The 25854-nt window shown below is 51.8% G+C and carries 28 protein-coding genes; 14 read left to right on the top strand and 14 right to left on the bottom strand.

Translation table 11 applies throughout. The features are described from left to right. The first annotated feature begins 115 nt into the window (after positions 1 to 115). The 4 genes from U738_RS16560 (at position 116) to flgL (ending at position 5537) form a co-directional block, all read left to right on the top strand. Positions 116 to 1183: a flagellar basal body P-ring protein FlgI gene (locus U738_RS16560; RefSeq protein ID WP_442905703.1), complete on the top strand. Its 1068-nt coding sequence runs from the start codon at positions 116 to 118 to the stop codon at positions 1181 to 1183. After that, positions 1183 to 2217 carry a flagellar assembly peptidoglycan hydrolase FlgJ gene (flgJ, locus tag U738_RS16565; protein WP_035582525.1) on the top strand — a complete coding sequence of 345 codons (1035 nt, stop codon included), beginning with the start codon at positions 1183 to 1185 and terminating at the stop codon, positions 2215 to 2217. The genes U738_RS16560 and flgJ overlap by 1 nt, the downstream gene beginning before the upstream one ends. Before the next feature lie 73 nt (positions 2218 to 2290). Continuing rightward, positions 2291 to 4237: a flagellar hook-associated protein FlgK gene (gene flgK / locus U738_RS16570; RefSeq protein WP_035582527.1), complete on the top strand. Its 1947-nt coding sequence runs from the start codon at positions 2291 to 2293 to the stop codon at positions 4235 to 4237. A gap of 16 nt (positions 4238 to 4253) precedes the next feature. Beyond that, positions 4254 to 5537 carry a flagellar hook-associated protein FlgL gene (flgL, locus tag U738_RS16575; RefSeq protein ID WP_035582528.1) on the top strand — a complete coding sequence of 428 codons (1284 nt, stop codon included), beginning with the start codon at positions 4254 to 4256 and terminating at the stop codon, positions 5535 to 5537. Positions 5538 to 5643: 106 nt separating this feature from the next. On the opposite strand, the gene fliR is transcribed toward flgL, so the two are convergent. The 13 genes from fliR to fliF all read right to left on the bottom strand — a co-directional run bounded on the left by fliR (position 5644) and on the right by fliF (position 17165). Beyond that, positions 5644 to 6435, bottom strand: a complete 792-nt coding sequence (fliR, locus tag U738_RS16580; protein ID WP_035582529.1) for a flagellar biosynthetic protein FliR — start codon at positions 6433 to 6435, stop codon at positions 5644 to 5646. Between the two features lie 4 nt (positions 6436 to 6439). Continuing rightward, positions 6440 to 6709, bottom strand: a complete 270-nt coding sequence (gene fliQ / locus U738_RS16585) for a flagellar biosynthesis protein FliQ (protein ID WP_035582531.1) — start codon at positions 6707 to 6709, stop codon at positions 6440 to 6442. 45 nt (positions 6710 to 6754) lie between these two features. Continuing rightward, the gene (gene fliP / locus U738_RS16590; protein ID WP_269449312.1) at positions 6755 to 7603 is read right to left on the bottom strand and encodes a flagellar type III secretion system pore protein FliP; all 849 of its coding nucleotides are present in this window, start codon (positions 7601 to 7603) and stop codon (positions 6755 to 6757) included. Positions 7604 to 7611: 8 nt separating this feature from the next. Continuing rightward, positions 7612 to 8055, bottom strand: a complete 444-nt coding sequence (gene fliO / locus U738_RS16595; protein ID WP_035582541.1) for a flagellar biosynthetic protein FliO — start codon at positions 8053 to 8055, stop codon at positions 7612 to 7614. Continuing rightward, positions 8052 to 8642 (bottom strand): flagellar motor switch protein FliN, encoded by a 591-nt coding sequence (gene fliN / locus U738_RS16600; protein WP_035582543.1) that lies wholly within the window; start codon positions 8640 to 8642, stop codon positions 8052 to 8054. The genes fliO and fliN overlap by 4 nt, the downstream gene beginning before the upstream one ends. Then, a complete protein-coding gene (gene fliM, locus U738_RS16605) occupies positions 8639 to 9694 on the bottom strand; it encodes a flagellar motor switch protein FliM (RefSeq protein ID WP_035582545.1) in 1056 nt (351 codons plus the stop codon). The genes fliN and fliM overlap by 4 nt, the downstream gene beginning before the upstream one ends. Before the next feature lie 21 nt (positions 9695 to 9715). Next, positions 9716 to 10192, bottom strand: a complete 477-nt coding sequence (fliL, locus tag U738_RS16610) for a flagellar basal body-associated protein FliL (protein WP_035582546.1) — start codon at positions 10190 to 10192, stop codon at positions 9716 to 9718. Between the two features lie 183 nt (positions 10193 to 10375). Beyond that, the gene (locus U738_RS22715) at positions 10376 to 11602 is read right to left on the bottom strand and encodes a flagellar hook-length control protein FliK (RefSeq protein ID WP_197671953.1); all 1227 of its coding nucleotides are present in this window, start codon (positions 11600 to 11602) and stop codon (positions 10376 to 10378) included. A 151-nt stretch (positions 11603 to 11753) separates the two neighbouring features. Continuing rightward, a complete protein-coding gene (gene fliJ, locus U738_RS16620) occupies positions 11754 to 12206 on the bottom strand; it encodes a flagellar export protein FliJ (protein ID WP_035582548.1) in 453 nt (150 codons plus the stop codon). Next, positions 12203 to 13597 carry a flagellar protein export ATPase FliI gene (fliI, locus tag U738_RS16625; RefSeq protein WP_035582550.1) on the bottom strand — a complete coding sequence of 465 codons (1395 nt, stop codon included), beginning with the start codon at positions 13595 to 13597 and terminating at the stop codon, positions 12203 to 12205. Before fliI ends, fliJ begins: the two co-directional genes overlap by 4 nt. An 11-nt stretch (positions 13598 to 13608) precedes the next feature. Continuing rightward, complete coding sequence (locus U738_RS16630; protein WP_035582552.1) at positions 13609 to 14382, bottom strand: flagellar assembly protein FliH; 774 nt, start codon at positions 14380 to 14382, stop codon at positions 13609 to 13611. Then, positions 14375 to 15382 carry a flagellar motor switch protein FliG gene (gene fliG, locus U738_RS16635; RefSeq protein WP_035582554.1) on the bottom strand — a complete coding sequence of 336 codons (1008 nt, stop codon included), beginning with the start codon at positions 15380 to 15382 and terminating at the stop codon, positions 14375 to 14377. The genes U738_RS16630 and fliG overlap by 8 nt, the downstream gene beginning before the upstream one ends. Further along, entirely contained in the window at positions 15375 to 17165 is a 1791-nt protein-coding gene (gene fliF, locus U738_RS16640; RefSeq protein ID WP_035582557.1) for a flagellar basal-body MS-ring/collar protein FliF, read from the bottom strand. Before fliF ends, fliG begins: the two co-directional genes overlap by 8 nt. Positions 17166 to 17420: 255 nt before the next feature. Here fliF and fliE point away from each other — a divergent pair, with 255 nt between their 5' ends. Continuing rightward, positions 17421 to 17753 carry a flagellar hook-basal body complex protein FliE gene (gene fliE / locus U738_RS16645; RefSeq protein ID WP_035582559.1) on the top strand — a complete coding sequence of 111 codons (333 nt, stop codon included), beginning with the start codon at positions 17421 to 17423 and terminating at the stop codon, positions 17751 to 17753. A gap of 16 nt (positions 17754 to 17769) precedes the next feature. Here the strand turns inward: fliE and U738_RS16650 are convergent, their stop codons facing one another. After that, positions 17770 to 18135, bottom strand: a complete 366-nt coding sequence (locus tag U738_RS16650; RefSeq protein ID WP_035582562.1) for a flagellar protein FlaG — start codon at positions 18133 to 18135, stop codon at positions 17770 to 17772. Between the two features lie 334 nt (positions 18136 to 18469). Between U738_RS16650 and U738_RS16655 the strand changes: the two genes are divergently transcribed. The 9 genes from U738_RS16655 (at position 18470) to motB (ending at position 25820) form a co-directional block, all read left to right on the top strand. Then, a complete protein-coding gene (locus U738_RS16655) occupies positions 18470 to 20155 on the top strand; it encodes an HD domain-containing phosphohydrolase (protein ID WP_327050261.1) in 1686 nt (561 codons plus the stop codon). 192 nt (positions 20156 to 20347) lie between these two features. Further along, positions 20348 to 20764, top strand: coding sequence for a flagellar export chaperone FliS (fliS, locus tag U738_RS16660; RefSeq protein WP_035582569.1), 417 nt, complete (start codon positions 20348 to 20350; stop codon positions 20762 to 20764). Positions 20765 to 20771: 7 nt separating this feature from the next. Then, positions 20772 to 21179: a flagellar protein FliT gene (gene fliT, locus U738_RS16665; protein ID WP_035582571.1), complete on the top strand. Its 408-nt coding sequence runs from the start codon at positions 20772 to 20774 to the stop codon at positions 21177 to 21179. Then, the gene (fliK, locus tag U738_RS16670; RefSeq protein WP_035582573.1) at positions 21176 to 22498 is read left to right on the top strand and encodes a flagellar hook-length control protein FliK; all 1323 of its coding nucleotides are present in this window, start codon (positions 21176 to 21178) and stop codon (positions 22496 to 22498) included. The genes fliT and fliK overlap by 4 nt, the downstream gene beginning before the upstream one ends. Continuing rightward, on the top strand, positions 22482 to 22775 hold the full coding sequence (locus U738_RS16675; RefSeq protein WP_035582575.1) for an EscU/YscU/HrcU family type III secretion system export apparatus switch protein: 294 nt from the start codon (positions 22482 to 22484) through the stop codon (positions 22773 to 22775). The genes fliK and U738_RS16675 overlap by 17 nt, the downstream gene beginning before the upstream one ends. Positions 22776 to 22881: 106 nt before the next feature. After that, complete coding sequence (gene flhD, locus U738_RS16680; protein WP_035582577.1) at positions 22882 to 23214, top strand: flagellar transcriptional regulator FlhD; 333 nt, start codon at positions 22882 to 22884, stop codon at positions 23212 to 23214. After that, positions 23211 to 23753 (top strand): flagellar transcriptional regulator FlhC, encoded by a 543-nt coding sequence (flhC, locus tag U738_RS16685; RefSeq protein WP_035582580.1) that lies wholly within the window; start codon positions 23211 to 23213, stop codon positions 23751 to 23753. Before flhD ends, flhC begins: the two co-directional genes overlap by 4 nt. Positions 23754 to 24006: 253 nt before the next feature. Continuing rightward, the gene (gene motA, locus U738_RS16690) at positions 24007 to 24876 is read left to right on the top strand and encodes a flagellar motor stator protein MotA (protein WP_035582583.1); all 870 of its coding nucleotides are present in this window, start codon (positions 24007 to 24009) and stop codon (positions 24874 to 24876) included. After that, positions 24873 to 25820, top strand: a complete 948-nt coding sequence (gene motB / locus U738_RS16695; RefSeq protein WP_035582586.1) for a flagellar motor protein MotB — start codon at positions 24873 to 24875, stop codon at positions 25818 to 25820. Before motA ends, motB begins: the two co-directional genes overlap by 4 nt. Positions 25821 to 25854 lie beyond the last annotated feature (34 nt).

Genomic DNA, 25854 nt, shown 5'->3' on the forward strand with positions numbered 1-25854 from the left:
AGGCCCTTCAATGAAAAAGCGACAGCGGTCAATAGTGATGCGTTTAAGTAGTTTGTGGATAAGTAGCCGGAGAATAATCAATAAGGGGGCTCTCCAACTGAGTGCTTTAGTGTTGATGGGCCTATTGGCTTTACCTGCTCAGGCAGAGAGCGTTCGGGAGCTGGCAAGCTTTGCCGGTGTCCGCGATAACCAATTGGTAGGCTATGGTTTAGTGGTTGGTCTTGATAGTACCGGTGACCAAACGACCCAAGCGCCGTTCACTAGCCAAAGCCTGACCAACATGCTGTCCCAACTGGGCGTGACTGTTCCTTCAGGTACGAATTTGCAACTACGTAACGTCGCTGCGGTGATGGTGACGGCTGACTTACCACCGTTTTCAAGACCTGGCCAGCGCTTAGATATCGTTGTTTCATCGATAGCCAACGCACGCAGTTTGCGAGGCGGTACGCTGTTAATGACGCCTTTAAAGGGGGCCGACGGTGATACATATGCCATTGCCCAGGGGAATATGCTGGTAGGAGGCGCGGGTGCACAGGCTGGTGGTAGCAGTGTACAAATCAATCAGCAGGCTTCGGGGCGTATTCCCAACGGCGCGCTGGTTGAAATGGAGGTGCCGCTTAACCTGGGCAGTAACGGTGGCATGCTTGAATTACAGCTCAACGATTCCGACTTCGGCACCGTTCAGCGCATGGTGACGGCGATTAATAACGAATTTGGCCAGTCGGTGGCTTACGCACGTAATGGCCGAGTAATCGCCCTTGACGGCCCTACAAATGATAATGCGCGGGTCAATTTTATGGCGCGTGTTGAAAATGTTCAGGTAACGCCAACTGAAGCACCGGCGCTGGTTGTGCTGAATTCACGTACCGGCTCGGTGGTCATGAACAGTGCTGTCACATTGCGAGAAGCGGCGGTGGCCCACGGCAGTCTATCGATCATGATTGATAACCAATTTGGCGTTAGCCAGCCTAATCCCTTTGGAGAGGGTGAGACGGTAGTGGTACCCGACGCGGATATTGATATTGAGCAGCAAGAGGCTTATCTGCAAATCGTAGAGGGTGCGCAGCTCAACGAAGTGGTCAATGCCTTGAATGCGTTAGGCGCCACACCTCAGGATTTAATGTCGATTCTAGAAGCGCTGAAAGCATCGGGTTCGCTGCGTGCTGAGCTGGAGGTCATCTAATGAATGCTACTGATATGAGCAATCAATTTGCGCTTGATATGCAGGGCTTTCAGCGGCTTCAACACACCGCACGGGTTGATCCCGAAGAAGGCGTGCAGTCGGCAGCCCAGCAGTTTGAAGCACTGTTCGTACAGATGATGATGAAAAGCATGCGCGATGCGATCCCAACGTCCGGGTTGATGAACAGCAGCGCGACGGATACTTACCAACAGATGTTGGATCAACAGTGGTCACAGGTCATTTCGTCTAAAGGGGTTGGGCTTGCGGATGTGCTGATTGAGCAACTAAAACGTGAGGGGGCGATTCCAAAAGGTGAGAGCGCATCGTCCTCCGCTGATCAACAGACGCAGGCATTGATTGCCGGTATCCCGCGGGGAACACCGCGTATATTGGACAGTCCCCTAAACCCGGGTGATAAAACAGTCCCCGCAGTGCCCTCAGCGAGTCGTTTCTTGGCGGAGCTAGATGCTGAGCGCCAAGGCCAGGAGGCTGAAGCAGTATCTGCGCAATCTGCCACTAGCCGAGAGCAGTCGGAAAGACAGCTGCCGCATGTAGATCAGTTCATGCAAACACTGGCGGCACCCGCTCAGGCAGCTAGCGCTACCAGTGGGGTGCCTGCTGAGTTAATCCTGGCCCAAGCTGCGCTTGAAACGGGCTGGGGCAAGCACGAAATTGCGACTCGAAATGGTAATAACAGCCATAATTTATTTGGCATCAAAGCGGGTAGTCAGTGGCAGGGCGAAACAACCGATATTGTGACACACGAGTATATTAACGGGCGGCGGACGCAGGTGGTTGATACCTTCCGCGTCTATGACTCGTATGAGCATGCCTTTACTGATTATGCCAATCTGATTGGCAACAATCCCCGCTACACGGGTGTGACACAAGCGCCAACCGCTGAGCAGGCGGCGCAAGAACTGCAGCGTGGAGGGTATGCGACTGATCCACTCTATGCCGATAAGTTGGTAGCGGTGATGAATACTATTGGGCCACTTAACGCAGCTGGCAGCTTCCTAGCTGATTCTCGTTAACCCTTTCCTCAAGTTTTTCTGCGCAGTGCCGATACTTAAATCATATATAGGTATTGGCCTAAGGAATTGAACCATGAGCATGTTTTCGATCGGCTTAAGCGGCCTCAATGCGGCGCAGAATGCCCTGAATACTAGCAGTAATAATATTAGTAATGTCTATACGCCTGGCTATAATCGAGAGTTGGCGCAGTTAGGCGAGGGGAGCGTGGGAGGCGGCGTTCGCGTCAATGACATCGAACGCCAGTTTAATACGTACGTGGCTGACCAATTAAATAGCGCCAGAACCCAGTCGAGCGCACTGGATACCTACTATAATCAGGTAACACAACTTGATAACCTACTGGCTGACCGCGAAGCAGGTTTAGCCCCTCTGATGCAGAATTTTTTCTCATCGTTAGAAGATCTAGCGGCCTCACCCTCTGATCCCGCGGCTCGTCAGGGCGTGCTTGGCCAAGCCAATACGCTGAGTTCCCAGTTCCGCTCCTTTGATGGCTACCTGCAAGATATGCAGGGCAATATTAATGGCCAGATTAAGGACGAAATTACCCAGATTAATAACACCACCGAGCAAATCGCTGGTTTAAATAAAGAGATTGCTCTGGCTCGTGCTCGCAGTGGGGAGGCGCCCAATAGCCTGCTCAACCAGCGAGATCAATTGGTATCTGAGCTTAACGAGCGTATGGATTTGCGCCTGAATATTCAGGATGGCAAAACCTACAACATCAGTCTGCCCAATGGTCAGCCGCTGGTAACAGGCACCAACTCGTTTCAACTTGAAGCAGTGCAAGCCGATTATGACCCTCAGCGAACGGTGGTAGGGTATCGTGATGGTGGTGGTAATGTCGTTCAACTAGATGAGTCCACCATCAAAGGCGGCGCGCTGGGCGGTTTAATGAGTTTTCGTTCAGAAACCTTAGATAAAACCCAGAACCAAATTGGTCAACTTGCTGTGTCGCTGGCGACAGCTTTCAATGAGCAGCATAAGCAAGGTGTAGATCTTAACGGTGACCAGGGCGAAGACTTCTTTGCAGTGCGCGCACCGCAAACCTATGGGTATGAAGGAAATAGCGGCGTTGATATTACCAGTGCTCAATTTGACCCTGAGCAGATTGATGCCCTTAGGGCGGTAGATTATACCGTCAGTTTCGAAGGTGCAGCGCCTTCGGTTCCTGTCGTGACGCGCAACGACAATGGCCAAGAAGTCGAGTTTGATCAGGATGCCTGGGATGATGATGGCGAATTAAATTTTGGTGGTGTCAGCATTGAGTTCAGCGGTGTGCCGCAAGATGGTGACCGCTATGAAATTCAGCCGGTGCGGCGCGCCGCCAATGGTATGGAAACCAATATTGCTGACGTGGATAAAATTGCTGCAGGTGACGCAGGTTTTATTAATGTAGGAAATAACACGGGCAACTCGTTTGAACGTGAGGGTGATTTAAACGTCAGCGATTTAGGTATATCTTCAGACGCTTTCGCGGATAACAGAAAATACCAATTTGAGGTAGATTCGGATGGTAGCCTGACGCTGACTCCGGCAGCGAATATAACGGTTAACGGTACCAATGTTGATGCAGCAGACTTATCAGACGTTGAATTGGAAGCGGGCGATGAGATTGAAGTTGATGGTATCAGCTTTACGGTTGGCGACCTTCCAGATGCGGGTGAGACGTCGTCATTGACAGTTAGCCAGACTATTTTTGCCAGTGGCGATAACCGTAATGCTTTAGCGCTGCAAGACCTGCAGTCCCAATCTATTGTTGGTGCTAGCGCAACGGTTACCGGTGCCTATGCATCCATGGTTAGCGATGTTGGTAACCGCACTAATATCACCGAGGTGAATTTGGATGCTCGTCAAGGCCTTACCGATCAATTAAGTGCCGTACAGCAATCAGAGTCTGGAGTTAATCTAGACGAGGAAGCCGCTAATTTAATCCGTTACCAACAGTACTATCAGGCCAATGCGCGTGTGATTGACACCGCAGGAACGCTGATGGATACCATCTTGAACCTGCGCGGTTAATTCGGGAGCTTAAGTTATGCGTATTAGTACCGTTACCATGTTCGAGCAGAGCACGGCGTCTATGAACCGCCAGCAGAGCGACTTGATGAGAGTGAGTCAGCAGATAGCTAGCGGCCGACGCGTGGTTAACCCATCCGACGACCCACAGGCCGCTTCACGGGCGATTGGCGTTGACCAAGCCAAGTCAGTTACTGAACAATTTTCAGATTCACGCGTATCGGCGCGTAATTCGCTGTCGCAGACTGAAAGCATCATTAATAGCGTTAGTGATGCGATAACAAGTGCGAAAGGATTGTTGATTCAAGCGTCTAGCGACACGCTAACTGACGAAAACCGCGAGTCCATTTCTAGTGAGCTCAAAGGCGTTTATGAAACGCTGCTGGGCCAAGCCAATTCAACTGATGGCAATGGGCGCTACTTGTTCGGTGGTTATAAAGATAATAATCCCCCCTTTGTGAAGTCTGCCAACGGTAGTGTGGAATATAGAGGCGATACGAATACACGCGAACAGCGTGTGGATTCTACGCGCTTGATGCCAGTAGCTGATAATGGCGTGGCTATCTTCCAAAGTGTACCCAGCGGTGCTGGATATGTAGCAGAAGCGAAGAAAGAAGATGGCACCCTGAATGAAGGTAATGTGACATTTCGAGGCCCCCAGACCCTTGACGTCAATGATGCTGATTATGGCAATGATTATCGTGTTAGTTTTGACGGAACTGCTGCTGACCCTACATATCAGGTTCAACGATTTGATAATGAAACGGATACTTGGGTGGACAACGACACGGATGGTACAGCATTAAGCTCTGGCATCTGGGCAGATGATATTAGCGAAGAGGGGTCTCTTTCATTAGAATTCGGTGGCTTATCCATTAGCCTTGAGGGCACACCTGCGCCGAATGATGAAATACTGGTTGCTAAATCAGGTGGGGATGTTCGTGGCGCTGACCTGTTTCGCACTATGGAAGAAGCCATTCGAGTATTAGAAAATCCTGCGGACAATGACACCAAGAAAGCCGATCAGCGCAATACTCTGAACACTGCCATGCGCGACCTGGACAATAGTTTAGATAATGTTCTGACCGTGCGCGCTTCCGCAGGTGCTCGTTTGAATGAGCTCGATGTTATCGATTCCGTAAGCAGTAACCGAATGCTGAACTACGATCAAACGCTATCGGATCTAGTCGATCTGGATTATACCGAAGCGATTTCAGAGTATAGTTTGCGCCAAGTAGGTATGCAGGCAGCGCAAAAAGCGTTCGTAGACATTAAAGGATTATCGCTATTCAACTATATGTAACTGCTTGGGCTATGCCTGGGGCTTAAATGCTGCTCGCAAGCCCTAGCACACCTCTAATTATCCCCATGTTTTTTGTGAAATTTTGTTCATGAAAAACATGGGGATTTTAGTTTAAAGGCGCCAACGTTTCGATTAGCTCCTGCATAAATCCCAATCCTTGGGTAAATAAACGCTGTAAAAACCGATTAATGTCGGTCATCAGCACCATCATTAATATTAGCCCCACAATTAGAGAGGTCGGGAAACCGATATTAAACACCGTGAGCTGTGGAGCTGAACGGTTTAGTATGCCCAAAGCCAGGTTAATGGTGAGTAGGGAGCCCACCAGCGGCAGGGCTAATAACATACCCGACGCAAAAATCGTCCCCCCGTAGCGAGCAAGCAGCACAAAGGCATCCGGATTAAAGGTTCCGATGCCGATGGGCAGCGTTTGGAAGCTCATAATCAGGGTTTCAAGCACCATCAGGTGACCATTCATCGCCAAGAACATCAGCAGAGTGATCATATAAAGAATACGTGATAGCACCATAATATTGGTACCGCTCGACGTATCAAAAAAGCTCGCAAATGCCAGGCCCATTTGCAGGCCGATAAAATCCCCCGCTGCTTGAACAACTGCAAACATGATATGCATAACGAGACCCATCGCTAAGCCGATCAGGATCTGTTCGATCATAACCCCAACCCCAGCCCAAGACATGATGGCAATATCAGGCATGGCCGGTAAAATTGGCGCAATGACAATGGAAATTAGGGCAGCCAGGCCCACTTTGGCCTGGTTAGGTACACTGGAGTGGCCCCATAGAGGCGACGCCGCCATGAAAGCAGTAATGCGCGCAAACGGCCATAAAAAAGCCACCAACCACCCCTGTAGTTGTGCGAAAGTGACTTCCACCATAGCGTTACATCACCATACTTGGGATGTTGGTAAATAGGCGGTGAGTAAAGTCGGTAATCAATCCAAGCAACCAGGGGCCAGCTAATACCAGTACTGTAAACACGGCAAGAATTTTAGGAATAAACGTCAACGTCATTTCGTTAATTTGCGTTGCGGCTTGGAATAGGCTGATGATAAGGCCAGTGAAGAGGGCTGCCAGCAGCATGGGGCCAGCAAGGAGAAGCGTTACACGCATACCTTGATAAGCAATGCTCATCACCATTTCGGGTGTCATAGCTGGGATCCTTTGTGCTGTATGAACGATGTGCTGTGTAAAGCGCTATATCATGTAAAAGCTTTCTGCCATCGAGCCAATAATAAGCTGCCAGCCATCCACCAGAATGAACAGCATCAGTTTAAAAGGTAATGAGATCGTGATGGGTGGAACCATCATCATCCCGAGTGCCATCAAGGTGCTGGCCACCACGAGGTCAATGATCAAAAACGGAATAAAGATTGTAAAGCCAATTTGAAATGCCGTCTTTAGCTCGCTCGTAACGTAAGCAGGCAATAACACTCGCATCGGTAACTCTTCCGGGCCTTGCATCGGCCCTATGTCTGCCAAGCGAACGAACAACGCCAGATCGGGCTCGCGAGTTTGGGCGAGCATAAATTCCCTAAATGGATCCTGAGCAAGTAGCAAAAACTCTTCAAAATTAATCGTCTCATTCGTCAATGGCACCCAGGCGTTGTCATACACCTGTGCCAATACTGGTGACATAATAAAAAAAGTCAGAAAAAGCGCTATTCCCAAGAGTACTTGATTGGGCGGTGTTGCCTGGGTGCCCATTGCCGTTCGCAACAGGCTAAGCACAATGATGATGCGCGTAAAGCTCGTCATCATCAGTAGCATGGAGGGTAAAAATGCTAGCGAGCTGAGGAAGAGCAGTGTTTGCAGCGAGAGTGACCACTGCTGGCCACCATCTTCTAGTGGCTGCGAAGTAATCCCGGGGATCTGCTGAGCATGGACAGGGCCTGCCACCAAAATTAAACAAACACCAAGGGCCAATGCCAGCCAAAGCCAGCGCTGACCATCCGTGCCAGCCGTCTTGTTATTAAAAACACTGCCTGGAAAAAAATAGTGCATAGAAAAAAAGGCTTTAAAAAAAACGGGCCAAGAAAAGTGCATCCGTTGCCTCATGGCGTCTGATGTGGATCGGAGGGCGCGGATGAGTCACTGCGACGGGTAGCGGCCAGCGCTTTTGATAAATGCCGGGAAAAGCGCGATGAAGGGGGCAACGGCGTCGTTGGCGTGCGGTTTTCGGGGGCTGGGCGTTCGTGCAATTTAGTAATTCGCCCCCCACCCACGCCAACTACCAACCAGGTATCTTCCACTTCAACAATGACGACACGCTCACGATTGCCAACGGCTGTACTGCCTACAATGCGAAGGTTGGCGCCATGGCGAGTGGTGTGGTTGCTCCAGCGCTTTAAAAGCGCTGTGCAGATTAAAATAATCGCAACAACGAGAGCCAAAGCGGCGGCTGTTTTGCCTAAAACGGCCATGCCAATCAACGCCTCACCACCGTTACTTAGTGCATCGAGCGAACCGTTCTGCGTCGAAGAGGTTGCAACGCTCATCGGTTCAATTTATGAATACGTTCAGAGGGCGTGATGATTTCAGTAATACGAATACCGTATTTATCCTCGATGACGACGACTTCACCTTGAGCAATCAAGTAGCCATTAATTAATATGTCCATCGGCTCGCCGGCGAGGCCTTCAAGCTCAATAACAGAGCCTTGGGCTAACTCCAGTAACTGCTTAATGGTTAGCTTTGTACGACCTAGCTCCACGGTGAGTTTCACCGGGATATCCATAATCATTTCTAGTTCGCGAGCCTGTGAAGAGCCGCTATCAGGGCTTAATGGCCGGAAGATATCTTCACTCGCGGCTTTAGCGGCAGGTGCTTTACGCTCTGGCTCTGATGCCTGTTGTTCACTTTCCTCAACGGCCTCCTGTTCGGCCATAGCAGATGCCCAGGGGTCTTCCTCTTCGCTAGCATCAGTACCTGAAGAAGCCTCCTCTTGCTCCGCCATAGCGGCTGCCCAGGGATCTTCCTCTTCACTAGCGGCATCGGCACTTGAAGAAGTTTCTTCCTGCTCAGACATGGCATCCGCTGAATCATCGTCAGAGACATTATGATCAGGCTTGTTGGGATCAGTCATGCTTTGGATTCCTTGGCTTTCTGTCGCGTAGACCCTTTAGTAAAGTCCTTGGACGATGCGTTATTCATAGCGGCATGGTCAATCATGTGTAACACACGCAGTGCATGCTGCTGGCGTTGACTACCGTATTCACACTCCATGACTGGCACACCGTCAACGCTTGCTGTGATAGAACTCGGAATGTCTAACGGTAGCACGTCGCCTTTCTTTAACCCCATTACATGGGCGATACGACTAGGTATTTGAGCAAATTCAGCGATTAACTCAACTTCCGACTGACGTAGCTCACTCGCCATACGGCGTGACCAACTGCCGTCCTGGTCATGGTTGCTATCATTGATCGGGTTGGCCAGTAAATCACGCAACGGTTCGATCATGGCGTAAGGCATGCATATCTGAAAATTGCTTGATAGGTTGCCAACCTCGATATTGAACTTGGTATTCACCACAATTTCATTGGGCGAATTGGTGATGTTGGCGAACTTTGACTGCACCTCTGAGCGTAAAAAACTGACATCCAACGGGTAAACGACTTTCCAGGCTTCCTGGTAAGCATCAATGGCGAGATTAAGCAGGCGCTGGATAATGCGCTGTTCAGTGTTCGTGAATTCTCGACCATCTGACTTGGTGACAAAGCGACCGTCACCACCGAAGAGGTTATCAACCACCATAAAAACGAGGTTAGGCGGGAATACCACGAGTGCGGAGCCGCGTAGCGGCTTCATCGACACGATGTTCAGGTTAGTGGGTACAGGCACATTGCGAGAGAATTCGCTAAAGCTCTGATAACGAACGGATTCTACGGTAATGTCCGCGCTACGCCTTAATAGATTGAACAGGCCAGTACGAAAATAGCGCGCAAAGCGCTCATTAATGAAATCTAGCGCGTGTAAACGCTCACGAATGACGCGATGTTGGGTCGACGGGTCGTAAGGACGGATACGCGCTTCATCTTGCGCTTGGGAAGATGAAGCCGATGGTTCATCGTCTCCGCTAACGCCCTTAAGCAGGGCGTCAATTTCTTCCTGGGACAGTAGATCGTCCTGTGACATGAACGGCTCCAGTTCCCGGGGTTATTGCACAATAAATTCGGTGAATAAAACTTCACGCAAATCAAGCGGCGGCTGATTTTCAGTCAGCGGTACGCTAAGGCGATCAACGATCGCCTGCGCAAGCTGTTGCTTACCTTCCGAGGAAGTAAGTTCATCAGCCTGTTTTCCAGATAGCAGCAGCAGCAAACGACTACGCACTTGGGGCATGTGTTCTTCTAGAATCGCTTTGCTTTCCTCATTCCCCACACGTAAGGTCACGCCGGTGTAGAGTAATCGCGAGCCATAGCTGTCATCGGCAAGGTTGACGGTAAAGGGTTCAATTCGCATGAAAATAGGCGGTTCGCGCTCCATTGTCTGCTGCATTTCTGCATCTTCTGAACCGTCATCACGCTGATCCATTACCATATAAATAGCTGCCGCTGCGCCTGCTGACGACAGCAAGACCAGGATAATCATTATCCAGAGCAGTTTTTTTGACCCGCCACTTTTTTCTGCCATTTGCGATTCCTGTGAACTCCATGCGTACCACTAGCAAGGTATTATGCCTAAAGCGCATGCTTGTGATGAAATGAACAGGCTCATTTGGCGAGCCTATCTTTTGGTTTAGCTATCTTATATGCGTATTTATGTGCTTAGTTCTATCGCAGTGCCAGAATGATCAGACAAATTCAGGCGCCACCGCTAAGCATAAAGATCGACTCTTCCGTCCAGCATCAACGAGCTGCTTTCGGTGCTCTGAGTGGGTGCTTCACCCGAATCGATACCGCTGTTGTCACTACCGCTACCAGTACCTTGTTTGCCACCTGATTGGGCAAATGCCTGAGCATTGGGGTCACCTTGTTCGCCAACCGATGTCTCACCAAGCGATATGCCTTGCTCAGCCAGCGCTTCCCTTAGCTGGGGAATCGCTTGTTCAAGTACTTGCCTCACCTGTGCATGAGCTGACAAAAAGTGAGCCTGGGCCCCTTGCTCGCCAAATTTTAGTGAGATAGACAGCGGGCCTAACTCCGCGGGATTAAGCTGCATCTGGACATGCTGCTCGCCACCGCGCTGAGAAATCTGCACCAACTGTTGGCTTAGCTGTTGTGGCCAGGCGGGGTTTGTCAAGGGCGTTGATAAGGTCGCTGGTGTCGGTGTGACAGTCGGAGCAAAATTTTGACCTTGTGAGGATTGTGTCAATGAACCGCTGTTGCTTAACGAGAAACCTGTGATCAAGTGCTCACTGGTCGGATTACCTTTAGAAGATGCCTCTGAAGTCAGTAAAGCACCGATAAGTGCCTCACTGCTAATCTGGGGTGCTGCTCCGACGGGATTAATCTGTGGAGTTGCAGTAGTGGTGTTAACTTGAGCAATGAAATTGTCAGGCTGTGGCCTTGTGGCTGTCTGGAGCTCGAGGGCAGGCGAATGGGCACTGCTGGCTAGGTTAACTGTATTAACAGGCTTAGCCGTATTGATAGTCAGGCTCTGAGCATTTTGTTGCTGTCCTACCAAGGTATTGAGCGCGGAAACAAGTTGCGCTGCTTCCGTTTGATTAATATTTAGCTGTTCAGCGATCGCATTGATTGCCGCGGGAGCGATTGGAGACTTCAATTGCGCGTCATGAGAACTTTCAGTAAAGGAAGCCATTAGAGCCAGACGACTCGCTATTTCATCAAGGGGGGGGGAAGCCTTATCGCTATTTAGCCCTAGCGTGTCCACGCTTATATCTGAGTTCGGCAGTTGCAGCTGAGCCAATAGTTCAGATAAGTCGCTCTCACTGACATCAAGTCCCAGTGTTTCGAGGGCGGCGCTCAAATTGTCAACGTCGACTTCTAATGAGCCTGACAAAAAAGTGCTGAGCGCATTGAGCTGTGATTGTGGCAAGGATGCCTGGGAAGCACTAGCATCACTTAACGCTGGTGCGGTCAAGCGCTGAGCATCAGACGCTTGTAGCAGCGTCTGATGAAATAAACCGTTGGCTGAGTTTTGTCGGCTAAAAGCACCTTGAGACTGCGTCTGAGGTGAACTTTGGCTTACCGAAAGCAACTGGTGAATATTCATGTTCAGTTCCCTGGCACCGCTAATGCGGAGTGTCTTTATGCTGACGAGCCAAGCGGCTTGTCACTAGATCATCATTCGTTTTTTGTTCCTGACGCTCACTGCGGCGGTGCTCTTCTAACAGGCGACGCGATGTCAGTGTATCGTAGGAAGAGAGCTTTCGCTGCTCTTGTTGCCAGTTCTTTTTACTCTGCTCAACGCTTGCCTGTTGAGAAGCTAACGCTTGGCGAGCGCGGCTTAGGGCCGCATCCAAAGAGGCCAGGAACTGTTGGTAGTTGTACATGGTGGCAGGGTCAATGCCGTCACTCATCGCTTTTTGCAAGCGCTCGGCGTACTCCGCCCGATAGCTCAATAGTGATTTTAACTGAGCGGTCGTTTGCTGCTCCGTTTGTCGCTCTTGAGCCAGTATCTTGCCTGCTTGATCGCGTGCGCCTCTGGCTAAGTCGGTTAACATTTCGAGCTGTGAAGTGCTCATGCGCGTCCCCCTACTAGCGTGTACAGCGCTTGGCGTGCATCCGCAAGCGTTGCACACTCATCAATATTCTGTTGCAGGAAGTTTTCTAACGATGGAAAGCGTTTCACTGCCTCATCAAGCTGCGGATCATGACCTGGGCTGTAGGCCCCCACGCTGATAAGGTCCCGGTTCCGCTGGTAGCGAGAGAACAGCTGCTTGAAGACCCGCGCTTCCTGGAGTTGCTCTGATGAGACAATCGATGTCATCGCACGGCTAATCGAGGCTTCAATATCGATTGCCGGGTAGTGGCCTGCTTCTGCTAATGTTCTCGACAGCACGATATGCCCATCTAGAATGGCGCGAGCAGAGTCGGCAATAGGATCCTGTTGGTCATCGCCTTCTGTTAGCACGGTATAAAACGCCGTAATGGAGCCTCCGCCACGCTCGGCGTTACCTGCACGTTCCACAAGGCCAGGCAGTTTAGCAAACACGGAGGGTGGATAGCCTTTCGTAGCGGGTGGTTCTCCAATCGCTAGGGCAATTTCCCGTTGTGCCATGGCATAGCGTGTCAGTGAGTCCATAATCAGCAGAACATCGCGACCTTCATCACGGAAGCCTTCTGCCAGGCGTGTCGCATAACTGGCACCCTGCAGGCGCTGCAGCGGTGATGTATCCGCGGGAGCGGCGACGACGACAGCACGCCGTCGGCCCTCAGGGCCTAAAATATTATCGATAAAATCCTGTACTTCACGGCCCCGCTCACCTATCAAGCCAACCACAATCACGTCGGCTTTGGTGTAGCGCGCCATCATGCCTAGCAGTACTGATTTACCTACCCCCGAGCCGGCAAACAGCCCCATTCGCTGACCTCGACCTACGCAGAGCAGTGCATTAATGGCACGAATGCCGACGTCAATTTGTGCATCGATCGGTGCCCGTGAAAGCGGGTTGAGCGGCGGCGAGTTGAGTGTTGCCCGAGGTATCTCTTCAATGCTTTCACGATCATCAAGCGGATTGCCGTTGCCATCCAGCACCCGGCCCAGCAGGCTGTCGCCCATAGGGAAACGACGGGCACTGTTGCTACCGCTTTCATCCAGAGGTGCTACGCGCGCACCAGGCATTAGTCCGATGACCTCTTCCAGTGGCATCAGGAACAATTTGTCACCGGAAAAGCCGACAACCTCTGCTTCAGCATGTTTATCGCTGTCTGATAGGCGTCCGTCGCTGCCGGGTAATTCAATACGACAGGCGCTGCCCACGGCGACGCGCAAGCCAACCACCTCAATCACCATCCCCGTCGCGCGAATGACGCGGCCGCTATTGCGGTAGCGCGGCAGGTGACTGACACGCTGTTGCGTGCGTCGCAATGCCTTATTCCAGCGATGTCGATGAGGACAGGTGGTATCTGCCATAGCGTATCCGCCTAGGATGAAGGAACGTTAGAAGAGGGGGGCGAATTAAGGCCGCGTTTGCGCGATTGGGCTTGAATGGCATGCCATCGGCTTTCGAAGGTCGCGTCAATTTCACCCTGGGCACTGGTTACCCGACAGCCACCCCGGGCAAGCTGATCATCAGGTTGCAGCTTCCAGTTAGCGGCCCTTAGCTCATTGCCTAAGTGCTCTTCTACCAGTGTGTGATCGTCCGGGTTGAGCCAGAGACGCTGATGACCCACCAAGGGCGGCTCGGTGTGCAAAAGTTCTCGGACAATCACCAAAATTTGTTCAGGCGTATCCTGCAAAGCATCGCTAGCAAGCTGCCTGCCTGTGGCTAGTGCTAACTCAACAAGGTCGTAGGCGATGGTGTCATCAAGGTGTTCAAGCGCATCCGCAAACTGTTTACCCAGTGTTTCCAGCGGCGCGACGGTCTTGCGAATTTGCGCTTCTAGCTCGGTTTTTGCCTGCTCGGCAGCTTCCTCTAAACCCTTTTCAAGCCCCTCTTTACGACCCTTCTCAAAGCCTGCGTTATACCCCTCTTTTTCCGCTTGCTGACGAATACGTTCGTGCAGTGCCTGGCGCTCACTCTCTTCACGCTGGCGCGCCTGCTCGGCAGCTTTTTGTGCCGCCTGCACTTTGCGCTGGTGAGCCGTAGGCACTTCGCCATCCGCAGCGTGGTTGCTCTGCGTGGTTGCCAGCTCTTCCATTTGCCAGCGACGCCAATCGCCATGGCGATCAAATTTAGGCGAGTGAGTATTAGACATACTCGTCGTCTCCACCTGCCAGGACGATTTCACCTGAATCTGCTAAGCGTCTTACGACCTGCAAGATAGCCTTCTGCTCGGTTTCAACTTGAGAGACACGGATAGGGCCGCGGGCTTCCATATCTTCGCGAACTAAATCGGCAGCGCGCTGTGACATATTGCGTAGGAACTTGTCCACCAAGGCGTCCTGCGCCCCTTTGAGAGCCACCACCAGAGAATTGGTCTCGACTTCTTGCAGCACCATTTGAATGGCGCGGTTGTCGAGGTCCAGCAGATTCTCGAACAAGAACATTTCGTCGATAATTTTCTGGGCCAAATCTTCGCTATGCGCACGCACGGTCTCAATGGCGGTTTCCTCCTGGGAGGAGTTCATCAAGTTGAGAATCTCAGCAGCCGTTCTTACGCCGCCCATTTTGCTGCGTTTAAGGTTCTGACCGTCCAGCATGCTGGTAAGTACTTCGGTCAGCTCTTGTAGCGCGGCAGGCTGAACGCCGCTGAACGTAGCGATGCGCAGCACCACATCATTACGCAGTTTCTCTTCAAATAGTTCTAGAATATCGGACGCTTGATGGCGATCCAGGTGAACCAGGATCGTCGCAATAATTTGCGGGTGTTCGTCGCGAATGAGCTCAGACACCATGGAAGCTTCCATGAGGTTGAGGGCATCGATACCTGAGTTGTTACCCGTTGTTTCAAGAATATCTTCAATCAGGCTGGTCGCGCGTTCACTGCCCAGCGCTTTGGTTAACACCGAGCGAATGTGATCGCTGGAGTTAAGATTCAACGCTACAAACTCTTCGGTCTCTTTATGGAATGCTTCGAGTACCGCCTTCATATCGTCATGGGAGACCTGGTTCAGCCGGGCCATCTCCATACTGATTTCTTGTACCTCAGCGGCGCCGAGGTATTTAAACACCTCTGCGGCACTGTCTTCATCGAGTGCAAGCAATAAGACAGCGCTCTTGCGAGCACCGCTCATTTCAGCAATTGAACTACTCATTAGCATTCATCCAGCTACGAATGATCATCGCGACCATGCGTGGGTCTTCCTGAGCCATTTCACGCAGGTCGTTGAGGTTATGTTCGTAAAGTGATGTTTTGCGTTTCCGCTTCGGCTTGGCGTAGGTTTCACCGCTCTCATCACCCGCTTCTTCTCCTTCCTCGTCTTCTTCGCCGCCGACGCTAGCGGCCAGCGTCCCGCCAGGTGCAGCCGTGGCCATAACCGGCGTTTGGGTATAGCGCTTAATTAAGGGGCGCAAAATCAGCAGGTAGAGCAAGAGAATTGCCAGTGCAACCAGCAGGTAGCGACCCGCAGTGGCAGCCATTGAAAGGATGTCGGGGTCTTTCCACCACTCGACCTCCTCGGTTTCCTCGGTACTGCGGGCGAAGGGAGAATTGACGACTTCAACTTCATCGCCGCGCAGCTGTGAGAAGCCCATAGCTTGGCGAACCAGGCGTTCAATTTGAGCGACCTCATCCTCTGTTAGAGCGACATCAACCCATTCTCCGTCGTCGTTCATTTCCGAGCGGTAATTCACAACCACCGCAGCGGATAGCCGCTCTACCTGGCCAAGACGGTGCTGCACATGCTCGATGCTACGGTCAACTTCGTAGTTGATAACGTCGTCTTGACGCAAGTTGCGCAACGCTTCAGGGGGCACATCTTCTTGCTGGTCGGCTTCCTCTTCATCACCTTCCGGCTGGTTGATAGGGGAGGGTATCGTGCCCGGTGGTGTATTGCTTAACGCGCCTGGAATGCCTGTGGCCAATGGGTCTTCACCGTCAAACGCAAGGCTTAGCTGACGGCTACGTACGGCGGCTTCGTTAGGCGGCTGATTGGGCCCGTAACGCTCAGAGGTTTGCTCTCGCCGCGAGAAATCGATCTGTGCAGCAACTTGGGCACGCACGTTATCGCGACCCAAAATGGGCGTTAGAATATGCTCGATGCGTTGCTGGTAAGAACGCTCAACCTCAGCAATATACTCAAGCTGCGAGCCATCCAGGTCATTGCCATTACTTGTCTCGGCAGACAGCAAACGACCATCCTGATTTACCACGGTGACATCTTCAGCGGCAAGCTCGGGCACACTACCCGAAACCATATGGACAATCGCGCTGACCTGCCCTTCACCCAAAACACGGCCAGGTAAAAGAGTCAGCACAACGGACGCTTTGGCTGGCTCACGATCACGAATAAAAACCGATGGCTTGGCCATGGATAGGTGAACTCTCACCCCTTCCACCGGTCCCAGCGATTCAATTGAGCGCGCAAGCTCACCTTCCAAGCCCCGCTGGTAATTGACCTGCTCAGCAAACTGGCTAATCCCAAACGCTTGGCTATCCATTAGCTCCAGGCCAAGATTGCCGCCGCGGGGGAGGCCTTGCTCAGCAAGCTGTAGGCGCAGGGTGTGGACTTGGTTGCTAGGCACCATTAACGCCTGTCCACCTTCACTGAACTGATAAGGAATGCCGCGGGTATCTAGTTCATTGATGATACTGCCACCATCAGCTTCACTTAGGTTGCTGTAAAGCACACGGTACTCAGGGCTGCTGGCCCACATAAATAGAGCCGCCACAATAGCAATTGAGGCGGCACCAGCGATAAGCAGTGCGACGAGCGGATTGCCACGCAACTGCTTCAGCGTTCGATCAAAAGCCGAGCCGTTGGCGGTATCGCGTTCAGCATTTCCACTGCCTGTGCTTCCACTATTTATATTTCCACTGCGGGGAGTGGATTGATTCGTACTGTTTTGACGGCCTGCCGTTGCACCAGTTTCGCTCATGCGACCCTCCAGAGGGGCAGGCTAAGCTGGCGTCGGCCCAGGCTCATCACCAAAGAAGGCATAGGCTATATCCGTCAATCGCGGTTATCCGCCTAAAAGATGAGGCGGAATTGTGATGACGGCCATTATCCGGTGACTAGTCGAGCCTAAAGGAACGATAAGCTTCGCTTTTTATGCGCATTTGTCCGTATGAGGCGGGTTGCTTTGGTGTTAGGCTTTTCGCATTAGATATTTTTTGTGAATTGAGGTGAGCGTATGAGTACTCCCGCAATACAGGCTGCGCTACAGCAAATGCAAGGCATGGCAACCCAGGCGGCATCCACCCAGCCCCTTAGCGGTGCCCAGGCGTCAGCAGTAGTCGGACAGGGAGGTTTTGGGGGTGAGCTTCAGGCCTCGATTCAACGCATTAACCGACTTCAGCAAACGGCTAACAGCCAAGCCATGGCTTTTCAGGCGGGTGATCCTAATCTACAGCTCAATGACGTAATGGTCGATATGCAGAAAGCAAGCGTTGCGTTTCAAATGGGGCTTCAGGTTCGCAACCGCTTAGTTTCTGCCTATCGTGATGTTATGAACATGCAGGTGTAGGGGGCTGTGTTGATCTTTAGGCTTCTATAGAGATTATACGTCCTTGCATTTCTTCTAGTCGCTCAGCAATAGCGAGCACTTCTTCTGCCGGGATCTGGCGTATTATTTCTCCAGACTCTCTGTCTATGACCCGCGTAATCACGCGTGAGGTTTTTTCACTTAACTCAAACTCTAAGCCATGTGGACGCATTATCTCGTTAATGCGCTGGATAGGCTCAACGAGTTCTTCGGTAGAGATTTCACGCTCGGTGGAATCTGTGTTTTTAAGCTGTGTGTTCGTTGTCGCTAGCTGGGCTAGTGTGTTTTCTAACCGCTGACGTGGGTTTAAGTGGGTTAGGACTGACGACGGCGGCGTTATTGCGTCGGTGGGTAGTGAGCTCATGGTGCACGTTCCTCTTTAAAGTCAGCTTTGGCAGCCAGTTAGTGGTGCAATAGCGTGAAACGGCAGCCATAGCTCGAATTTTAACTAATTTAGTAAGCGTTTCTATACTAATATCGGCAGGCCGCAGAAAAACTTTACATTGATCAGCTTGGTGTTGTGTTTGCTTGTTATTGATAGCTCCGACTATATAACCTCCTGCCTCTGCAAGCTATAGCTCGCCTAATAAGCATGAGAATGATGGCTTTTTGAGCATACGCCGCATTGCCGGCATCTGATATGCTTCCCCGCTTTGCGGTTAACTAATTAACGCATAAGAGTAAGTGAGGCGAGAATTGTGGCGGAGCAGGATGAGTTTGAAACAATAGCAAGTACAACAGTGATCGAGTCTCTGCTGAATACCTTGATCGAAACGGGGGGAGTGTCACTCTGCCTTGCCGCGGCTGGCGCGCGCCCTGAGCCTATCGTCTTGATGGAGCAGTATCCAGGGCAAGCATTAGTGATGGATCTCTCATCTGTTGATTATTTGCTCCACCATCTTCAGGGCGGCGCTGATTTTTACTTGCGTGGGCAGGCGCAGGGTAAGGTGATGCAAACGCCGCTGCTGCACTTGACGGAAACGCGCCAGGCCGGAGGGCGTTTTTTGTGTTGCAGTGATTACCCTGCTTCATTGGAAGTGCTGCAGCGCCGTGAGTCTTTTCGCGCTGAGCTGCGTATGGGGATGGTGGTATCGGCGAGTTTGTATGATGGCGATGTCAAGATCGAGGGGGAGCTGAGAGACTTATCCCAAGACGGCTGCCAGCTTGAATTGCCGTTGGCAGCCAGTGGTCTGTTGGCGAAGGCCGCTATCTCTCTGAAGCTAGCATTTACCTTTCCCGATGGCACCTATTTTGAGGTGCTAGGAGAGGCTCGCCATCAAAAAACAGACGCTGAGCGCCATCTACTGCGCGTCGGCTTTAGCTTTGTCGATTGTAGTGCGGAGCAAGAGCGGCAAATTTGGTATTTCGTGTGTGAAATAGAGCGCGAAGCGGCCCGCTATAAAAAAGAGCAGCAGGGCGAGCGCCAGCCCTCTCCGCTATTCGCGTTGGTCAATAAGCGTTCTGGTGCCAGAGAGCTGCTTGGGCGGCGTGATGTACAGCGCTACGCGACGCCCATGGCGCGTCGGCTGGTAAAAGTGGCCGCTTATCTGGATGCGCAGCTGCTTTCGCTACAGCAAGGTAGCGATATCGATGGGCGTCAACTCTCCCGCTATGCTGATCGGGTATTAGATCTTCACGAGGAGGATCGAGAAGCGCTGCTATTTGCCTCGCGATGCTTATCTCCAGAGCCTTTGATTGTGCGCCACGGTATTGCAGTGGCCATTCATTTGCTCGATTTTGTGGGAGCTAGCATGCCCCGCGAGCTGCGCAAAGCGATAGTGGCCAGCGGCCTCATTCACGATCTTGGCAAAGCCTTGGTTCCTCAAGTGCTGTTTAAGGCGCCGCATTTTGAGGTTAAGCATCGAGAGGCGGTCGGTGAGCATGTCCAGCTGTTGCTAGATCGCTTGCATGCCTGTCAGTGGCTGTCGGTGGGTATTGTGCAGGCAGTGATTGGGGGGATTAATGAGCGCATGGATGGCAGTGGTTATCCTGGAGGCTTGAGTGGGGCTGATCTTAATGAGTTAGCCAAAGCCAGTGCTATTGTCGACGTGGTCGAGGCAATGCGGCGCGATCGCGCTGATCGTCCAGCTAAAACCGTACAGCAAATTTACCGCCATTTATTACAGCATCCGCACCAATTTGATATGCGTTGGATTAAACGTTATATCGAGCACTTTAAAGGCCTACCAGTGGGCTCGTTGGCGCGTTTTTCCAGTCAGCAGCAGGGTTGGGTCTTAAGCATTGATGCTAAAGGTAACCCTACGGAGGTACTGCTTGCGCCGCAGGTAGAGCCGCCCATGCGTGACAATGTGGGAGTGGTCGTGCGGAATAATATTACGGAACGGCTTGGGCGAACTGTTAGCGAGATTGCCGTGTCTACTTAATGGACAAAATGTTCATGCGTGATAAGCCGCTAGTGGATATCATCGCTAGTGCAGAAAAAAGCGTTGTAAGCCATTAAAGTCCCCCAGGCTCGCGCCGATAGATACTGTTAGTGCAGTTTGTTTTTGTCTTTTAATATTCGTGGTTTCTCCCTCTCTAGGGTGAGCATAAAGCCACGCAAAGGAGTTCCGCTTATGACTTACTCTCGCGGTGGCGCCGCCTATGGGCGGGGAGCTAACGCTTATGCGCGTGTCGGCGTAGAAAGTGGAGTGATGTCGGCAGACCCGCATCAGCTTATTGTGATGCTGTTTGACGGTGCTCAGGCTGCTATTCGTGCTGCGCGTATTCATATTCAGGCGGGCAATACGGCCGAGAAAGGTAAGTCGATATCGAAAGCGCTGGATATTGTTAATAATGGCCTTGCCGCTGCTCTGGATCAAGATAAAGGTGGCGAGATTGCCGAGCGATTAGCATCGCTTTATGACTATATTGCTCGCCTGCTATTGACGGCGAATCTGCGTAACGACGAAGAAAGCTTAAACCAGGCCGAGCATCTGCTCGAAGATATCGCCTCAGCGTGGCGTGATATTGGCCAACAGCAGAGCGCGTGAGGCAATAATGTCATCTACATCTGCTCATAATAAAAGTGCTCAACAGGCGCTGCTTACTAGTTATGAAACGCTATTAAGTCGCGTCGAACACATGCACGAACTTGCTAATGCCGAGCAGTGGGCAGAGCTGATCGATCAGCGTACAAGCTATGTACTGCTGGTGGAGCAGTTGCGTGAGCTGGATACGACCGTTGTACTTGATGCCGCTGGGCAGCAGCGTAAAGCAGAGCTGCTTGAGCTTATTCTTGAGCACGATGTGGATATTCGGCGTCGCTTAGTGTCGCGTCGTGATGAGCTCGGTAAGCTAATTGAGGTTTCGCAACGACAGCGAGATCTGCATCGCGCTTATGCGCCCCATCAAGGCGCTGAGGTCGCTTATGAAGCAGATGATGCTGATTCTACGAGGTCGTCGTGAGCGGTATTACCCCGCTTATTGATACGCTCTTGCACCAAGTGCTGGGGCGGCAGGGAGAGTTGTCCTTGCAGCGGGCGCTGGATCAGCCCGTAAAGCCTATTCCTCCGGGCCAAGGGCCGCGTGCAGTGATGGGCGATGCTAATTTGGATGGGCGAGCATCGTCTTCACCGTTGAGCGATTTAAAACGGTTGCCTCTTCCCGCAGATGGGGGGCGCACATTACCCCGTGGTGATGCGCTGCCATCTCCGCCAGGGTCAACGCAGACCCATTTTAGTCCTGCAGCAAGGACTATTGCTGATGTTTTATTACGGTTTCCCGCGCCCCCCTCGGTGATGCGACCAGAAGCGCCGCTAATCACCAGCCAAGAAACGCCAGCGGCTAGTACAGTCGCAACGCGTTTAGAGGCAAGTATTCGCGATAGTGGTTTGTTTTATGAGTCGCATCTAAAACGTTGGTTTCAGGGCGAGGGAACTCGCCAGCAGCTAATGAACCAACCGCAAATGCAGCCTGGCCCTCGCCCACTTGCTCCTCTTTTACCGACAGGCCTAGCGGCTGCTGCGTCACCAGCTGCAACCTCTGCTACGGCACCCCTAATTGCGCAGGCGCCTGCGCAATTAGGGGTGGGGGGCATGGCTATTTTGCCCAACGTCCCACTAGTGCCAGTAACTCATGAGCAAGGCTTAGCTGCTCGGCTGACGGGTGCTTCCCATTTTTTAGCAACTGGCTCGACGGCTGCTACCCCCGCTCAAGCGGCTGCTACTCCCGCCCAGGCGGGTGCTGCGCAGATATTGAATAATCCTGCCCCGCTTTCCACACATGGCGAGGCGCGAGACAGTGTTCAGGCTCGTGCAGAGTTAGGCCATGCTAGGGAGATCACCGAGCTGATCGCGAATCGCCCCGCTCGCGAGGTCGTTCACGAAAGCCTGCAGAGCCTCGTGCGACAGCAACTCGAGATGCTGGTAATGCCGACTATTCGTTGGGAGGGCGATGTTTGGGCCGGTATTTTTATGGCCTTAGTGATCAATCTGCCTGCTCGCGGTGAGGGGCAGGAGGGGCAGCAACCAGAGGGCGAGCCGGATGGTGGGTGGCGTTCTGATATGCAGTTAGACGTTCCCAATTTAGGGTCATTCAACGCGTCGCTGTGGCTCTATCGAAATGTGTTAAGTATCGATTTTACTACTGAAAGTACCCAGGCTTATCAGCGCATCGACGCTGGTCTGCCCGCATTAGAGAAACGACTGAGCGCTTTGGACTTACACAAAGTCCAGCTGCGCGCACGCTATGTCGAAGCGGAGGCCACCTATGGCAACGCCGGGTGAGCGCCGTCGCCAAGCAGTTGCTTTGGCTTATCAAGAGAACGATCGTGCGCCCCGGGTGGTGGCTAAAGGCTATGGGGACTTGGCCGAGCGCATTATGGCAGAAGCCCAGCGACAGGGTATTTATGTGCACGATGCGCCCGAACTGGTAGCGCTTTTGATGCAATTAGATTTGGACGCAGAAATCCCGGCAGGCCTTTACCAAATCGTTGCGGAGCTCCTGGTGTGGGTGTTCGAACTGTCAGAAGAAGGACTGACTCATCGTGAGATGCCTGAGTAGCCATTTACAGACGTTATATGTAACCATGAGGGTAGGTAATAAAAAGTCATTAATGGCGCCAGTACAATGGTCACAACATCGCGCCTGAGTCGTTTAATGGGACATCATGAGTCAAACCAACTTTCTCGATGAAATTCAGGAAATAAATTTAGCTTATTTGCTTCTGGCGCAGCGCTTACTTGATGAAGATCGTGAGGCTGCTATGTTTCGCTTAAAAATAGACAGCGATGTCGCCGATCTGATTGTGTCACTGAGTGCTTGCCAGCTGACCAAGTTGGCGCGAACAAGCCAGTTGTTGTGTCGGTTTAGTCAAATGAGCGCGGAGCGCCTTGGTCAGCTCACTGATAACCCGCGCGATCAGGGACTGGCTGGTTTGCACGCTTCACTGCTTTTGGCCGGAGAAGCATTTGAGCCAATGCCGCCAGGGGAAACGAAGTGAGCCAGAAAAGCTTGATCGACGAAATGCACCAAGTGCAGTTGGCAATCGAATTGATTGAGCTGGGCGCGCGTCTGCAGGTACTGGAAACAGAAACGGAATTAAGCCGTACGCGTTTGATCAAGCTGTATAAGGAAGTGCGCGGCATGTCGCCGCCAAAGGGGATGCTGCCTTTTTCCACTGACTGGTTTATTACCTGGCTTCCCAATGTTCATTCGTCACTGTTTTACAATATTTATTTAAGCCTGAAAGAGGCGGCGGGTTGTGATCGAATTGACGCCTTCGTCAAAGCTTATCGCCTCTATGACGAGCAAATGTCGCTGGAAAAGGTGGAGCCGGTGCTTGGGCTGACGCGTGCTTGGACCCTGGTACGATTTTTTGAGAGTGATTTGCTTCAACTCAATCAATGCACACGCTGTGGGGGGCAGTTTGTGGCCCACGCCCATAGCCCCGCTCAGCACTACGTGTGTGGCATATGTCAGCCCCCATCACGGGCGGGCAAAACGCGCAAAGCAAGGGAGGAGAATAGTGAAAAAATGTAACAATTTCAGCTCCTTTGTCACTGATAGCCAGAATTAGGGTATAACACTTAGTGATGAGTGCTTAGTCATAAAATCTCAGCGTATCGGCGTAGATAGCTGCAAAAGTCAGCGATGCTTTTTAATTAGACAATAACTTAGCCCTAGTATGATGGGCATAAGTAATGCTTGGGATGGAACGACTCTTATACATCAGAACAGGTGGCTAAGTTTTGGTTCCCTTACATTAATACTGAATACCGCAAGGACCCTGCTTGTGCTGATACCTCTAGGCTATGTAATCGTATTGCTATCTGTGTTTGGTGGCTATGTGCTGGCAGGTGGCAGCTTAGGCCCCCTGTACCAACCGCTTGAGCTGCTGATTATTGGCGGCGCAGGTGTTGGCGCATTTATTGCCGCGAACAATGGCAAGGCTATTAAAGCGACATTTAAAATTCTGCCCCGCCTCAAGCGCGCAAAGAAATATAACAAAGCCCTTTATATGGAGCTGATGGCACTGCAGTTCAAATTACTGTCCAAAATTCGCCGTGAGGGAATGTTAGGCATTGAACGGGATATTGATAACCCGCAAGAGAGCCCTATGTTTCAGGAGCATCCTACGGTACTGGCAGATCCCCATATCATGAATTTCCTTACGGATTATCTACGCTTAATGGTAAGCGGCGGCATGGAGCCGATGGAAATCGATGAGCTGATGCTGCATGAGATTGAGGTTTTTGAGCAGGAAGCTCATATCCCCATCGATGCCATCGCCAAAGTTGGCGATGCGATGCCTGCCTTCGGTATTGTGGCGGCAGTAATGGGGGTAGTTAAAACACTCACCTATGCTGACGCTACGCCGGCCCAGATGGGCGTTATGATCGGGCAGGCGCTAGTGGGTACCTTTTTGGGTATCTTAATTGGCTATGGCTTTGTCAGCCCGCTGGCAAGCTACATTGACCGGCAGGCTAAAGAAGCCGAAAAAATGCTCCAGTGTATCCGTATTACCCTGCTGGCAAGTTTGCATGGTTACGCGCCGCAGTTGGCCGTTGAGTTTGGTCGCAAAGCACTATTTGCCGCCGAGCGCCCGAGCTTTACGGAGCTTGAAGAGTACGTGAGGGATGCAAAAAAGGCCGGTAACGCATGAGTAAGGGTGGTGACAAGCGCCCGATCGTCATTCGGCGCAAAAAAGTCGTTCATGCCCATCACGGTGGTGCTTGGAAAATTGCCCTAGCGGATTTTATGACCGCTCTGATGGCCTTTTTTTTGGTGCTATGGCTTTTGAGTGTTTCCAGTGAAGAGACGCGCAGGGGCGTAGCTGAGTACTTTAGCACCCCCCTGATAACGGCGATCACTGGTGGAGACCGTTCGGGCAGCACCAGCGCGATTCCTGGTGGTGGGCCGGATCCGACCCATAGTGATGGGGAGCGGGCGCGAATTGATAGCCTTCAGCGTACTCGTCCAAGCATGCAGGAGCGTAACTTCTTCAGGAATTTGCAAGAGCGTATTGAGCGGGCTATTGAGCAAGATCCCGAGTTACGCCAGTTACGCAGTCAGATGCGTTTTGACTTAACCCGCGAAGGGCTACGTATACAGCTTTTGGATACCGACCAGCGGCCCATGTTTGAGTTAGGTAGCGACCAAGTCGCCCCCTATATGCGTAGCCTGCTACGTACTATTGCACCGCTGTTAAATGAGCTTCCCAATGAGCTAAGTATCAGTGGGCATACCGATAGCGTTCCCTATGCGGGTGGCTATCGCGGTTACAGTAACTGGGAGCTCTCTAATGACCGTGCGAATGCGTCGCGTCGTGAGCTTATTGCGGGTGGTTTTGATCCAGATCAGCTATTGCGCGTATCAGGCTTTGCGGATCGCGTATTGTTACCCGAGACTGAGCCAACCAATCCGATCAATCGGCGCATAGAGCTGGTGGTGCTCTTTCCTGAAATTGCAGAGGCGATTCGCAATCCTGCCGTGATGGATTCGGGGGCTGAAACGCCGGAAGCTTCAATCGAAGCAGTAGAAGCGTCAGCCGAAGCGCAAATTGAATCAACACAACAAGACGAGCCTCAGGTGCAAGCGCCAGAGTGATCTGAGCCTGTCAGAGCCTTTCACATAAAAGCGA

Origin of the sequence: Halomonas sp. TG39a, assembly GCF_000744395.1 — a bacterium.
In the GTDB taxonomy this organism is placed as follows: domain Bacteria; phylum Pseudomonadota; class Gammaproteobacteria; order Pseudomonadales; family Halomonadaceae; genus Vreelandella; species Vreelandella ventosae_B.

Bases quoted from the DNA above. Each gene is read 5' to 3' on its own strand.
- U738_RS16560 (WP_442905703.1), top strand. From the start codon at position 116: ATGGGCCTATTGGCTTTACCTGCTCAGGCAGAGAGCGTTCGGGAGCTG.
- flgJ (WP_035582525.1), top strand. From the start codon at position 1,183: ATGAATGCTACTGATATGAGCAATCAATTTGCGCTTGATATGCAGGGC.
- flgK (WP_035582527.1), top strand. From the start codon at position 2,291: ATGAGCATGTTTTCGATCGGCTTAAGCGGCCTCAATGCGGCGCAGAAT.
- flgL (WP_035582528.1), top strand. From the start codon at position 4,254: ATGCGTATTAGTACCGTTACCATGTTCGAGCAGAGCACGGCGTCTATG.
- fliR (WP_035582529.1), bottom strand. From the start codon at position 6,435: ATGGTGGAAGTCACTTTCGCACAACTACAGGGGTGGTTGGTGGCTTTT.
- fliQ (WP_035582531.1), bottom strand. From the start codon at position 6,709: ATGACACCCGAAATGGTGATGAGCATTGCTTATCAAGGTATGCGTGTA.
- fliP (WP_269449312.1), bottom strand. From the start codon at position 7,603: ATGCACTTTTCTTGGCCCGTTTTTTTTAAAGCCTTTTTTTCTATGCAC.
- fliO (WP_035582541.1), bottom strand. From the start codon at position 8,055: ATGAGCGTTGCAACCTCTTCGACGCAGAACGGTTCGCTCGATGCACTA.
- fliN (WP_035582543.1), bottom strand. From the start codon at position 8,642: ATGACTGATCCCAACAAGCCTGATCATAATGTCTCTGACGATGATTCA.
- fliM (WP_035582545.1), bottom strand. From the start codon at position 9,694: ATGTCACAGGACGATCTACTGTCCCAGGAAGAAATTGACGCCCTGCTT.
- fliL (WP_035582546.1), bottom strand. From the start codon at position 10,192: ATGGCAGAAAAAAGTGGCGGGTCAAAAAAACTGCTCTGGATAATGATT.
- fliJ (WP_035582548.1), bottom strand. From the start codon at position 12,206: ATGAGCACTTCACAGCTCGAAATGTTAACCGACTTAGCCAGAGGCGCA.
- fliI (WP_035582550.1), bottom strand. From the start codon at position 13,597: ATGGCAGATACCACCTGTCCTCATCGACATCGCTGGAATAAGGCATTG.
- U738_RS16630 (WP_035582552.1), bottom strand. From the start codon at position 14,382: ATGTCTAATACTCACTCGCCTAAATTTGATCGCCATGGCGATTGGCGT.
- fliG (WP_035582554.1), bottom strand. From the start codon at position 15,382: ATGAGTAGTTCAATTGCTGAAATGAGCGGTGCTCGCAAGAGCGCTGTC.
- fliF (WP_035582557.1), bottom strand. From the start codon at position 17,165: ATGAGCGAAACTGGTGCAACGGCAGGCCGTCAAAACAGTACGAATCAA.
- fliE (WP_035582559.1), top strand. From the start codon at position 17,421: ATGAGTACTCCCGCAATACAGGCTGCGCTACAGCAAATGCAAGGCATG.
- U738_RS16650 (WP_035582562.1), bottom strand. From the start codon at position 18,135: ATGAGCTCACTACCCACCGACGCAATAACGCCGCCGTCGTCAGTCCTA.
- fliS (WP_035582569.1), top strand. From the start codon at position 20,348: ATGACTTACTCTCGCGGTGGCGCCGCCTATGGGCGGGGAGCTAACGCT.
- fliT (WP_035582571.1), top strand. From the start codon at position 20,772: ATGTCATCTACATCTGCTCATAATAAAAGTGCTCAACAGGCGCTGCTT.
- U738_RS16675 (WP_035582575.1), top strand. From the start codon at position 22,482: ATGGCAACGCCGGGTGAGCGCCGTCGCCAAGCAGTTGCTTTGGCTTAT.
- flhD (WP_035582577.1), top strand. From the start codon at position 22,882: ATGAGTCAAACCAACTTTCTCGATGAAATTCAGGAAATAAATTTAGCT.
- motB (WP_035582586.1), top strand. From the start codon at position 24,873: ATGAGTAAGGGTGGTGACAAGCGCCCGATCGTCATTCGGCGCAAAAAA.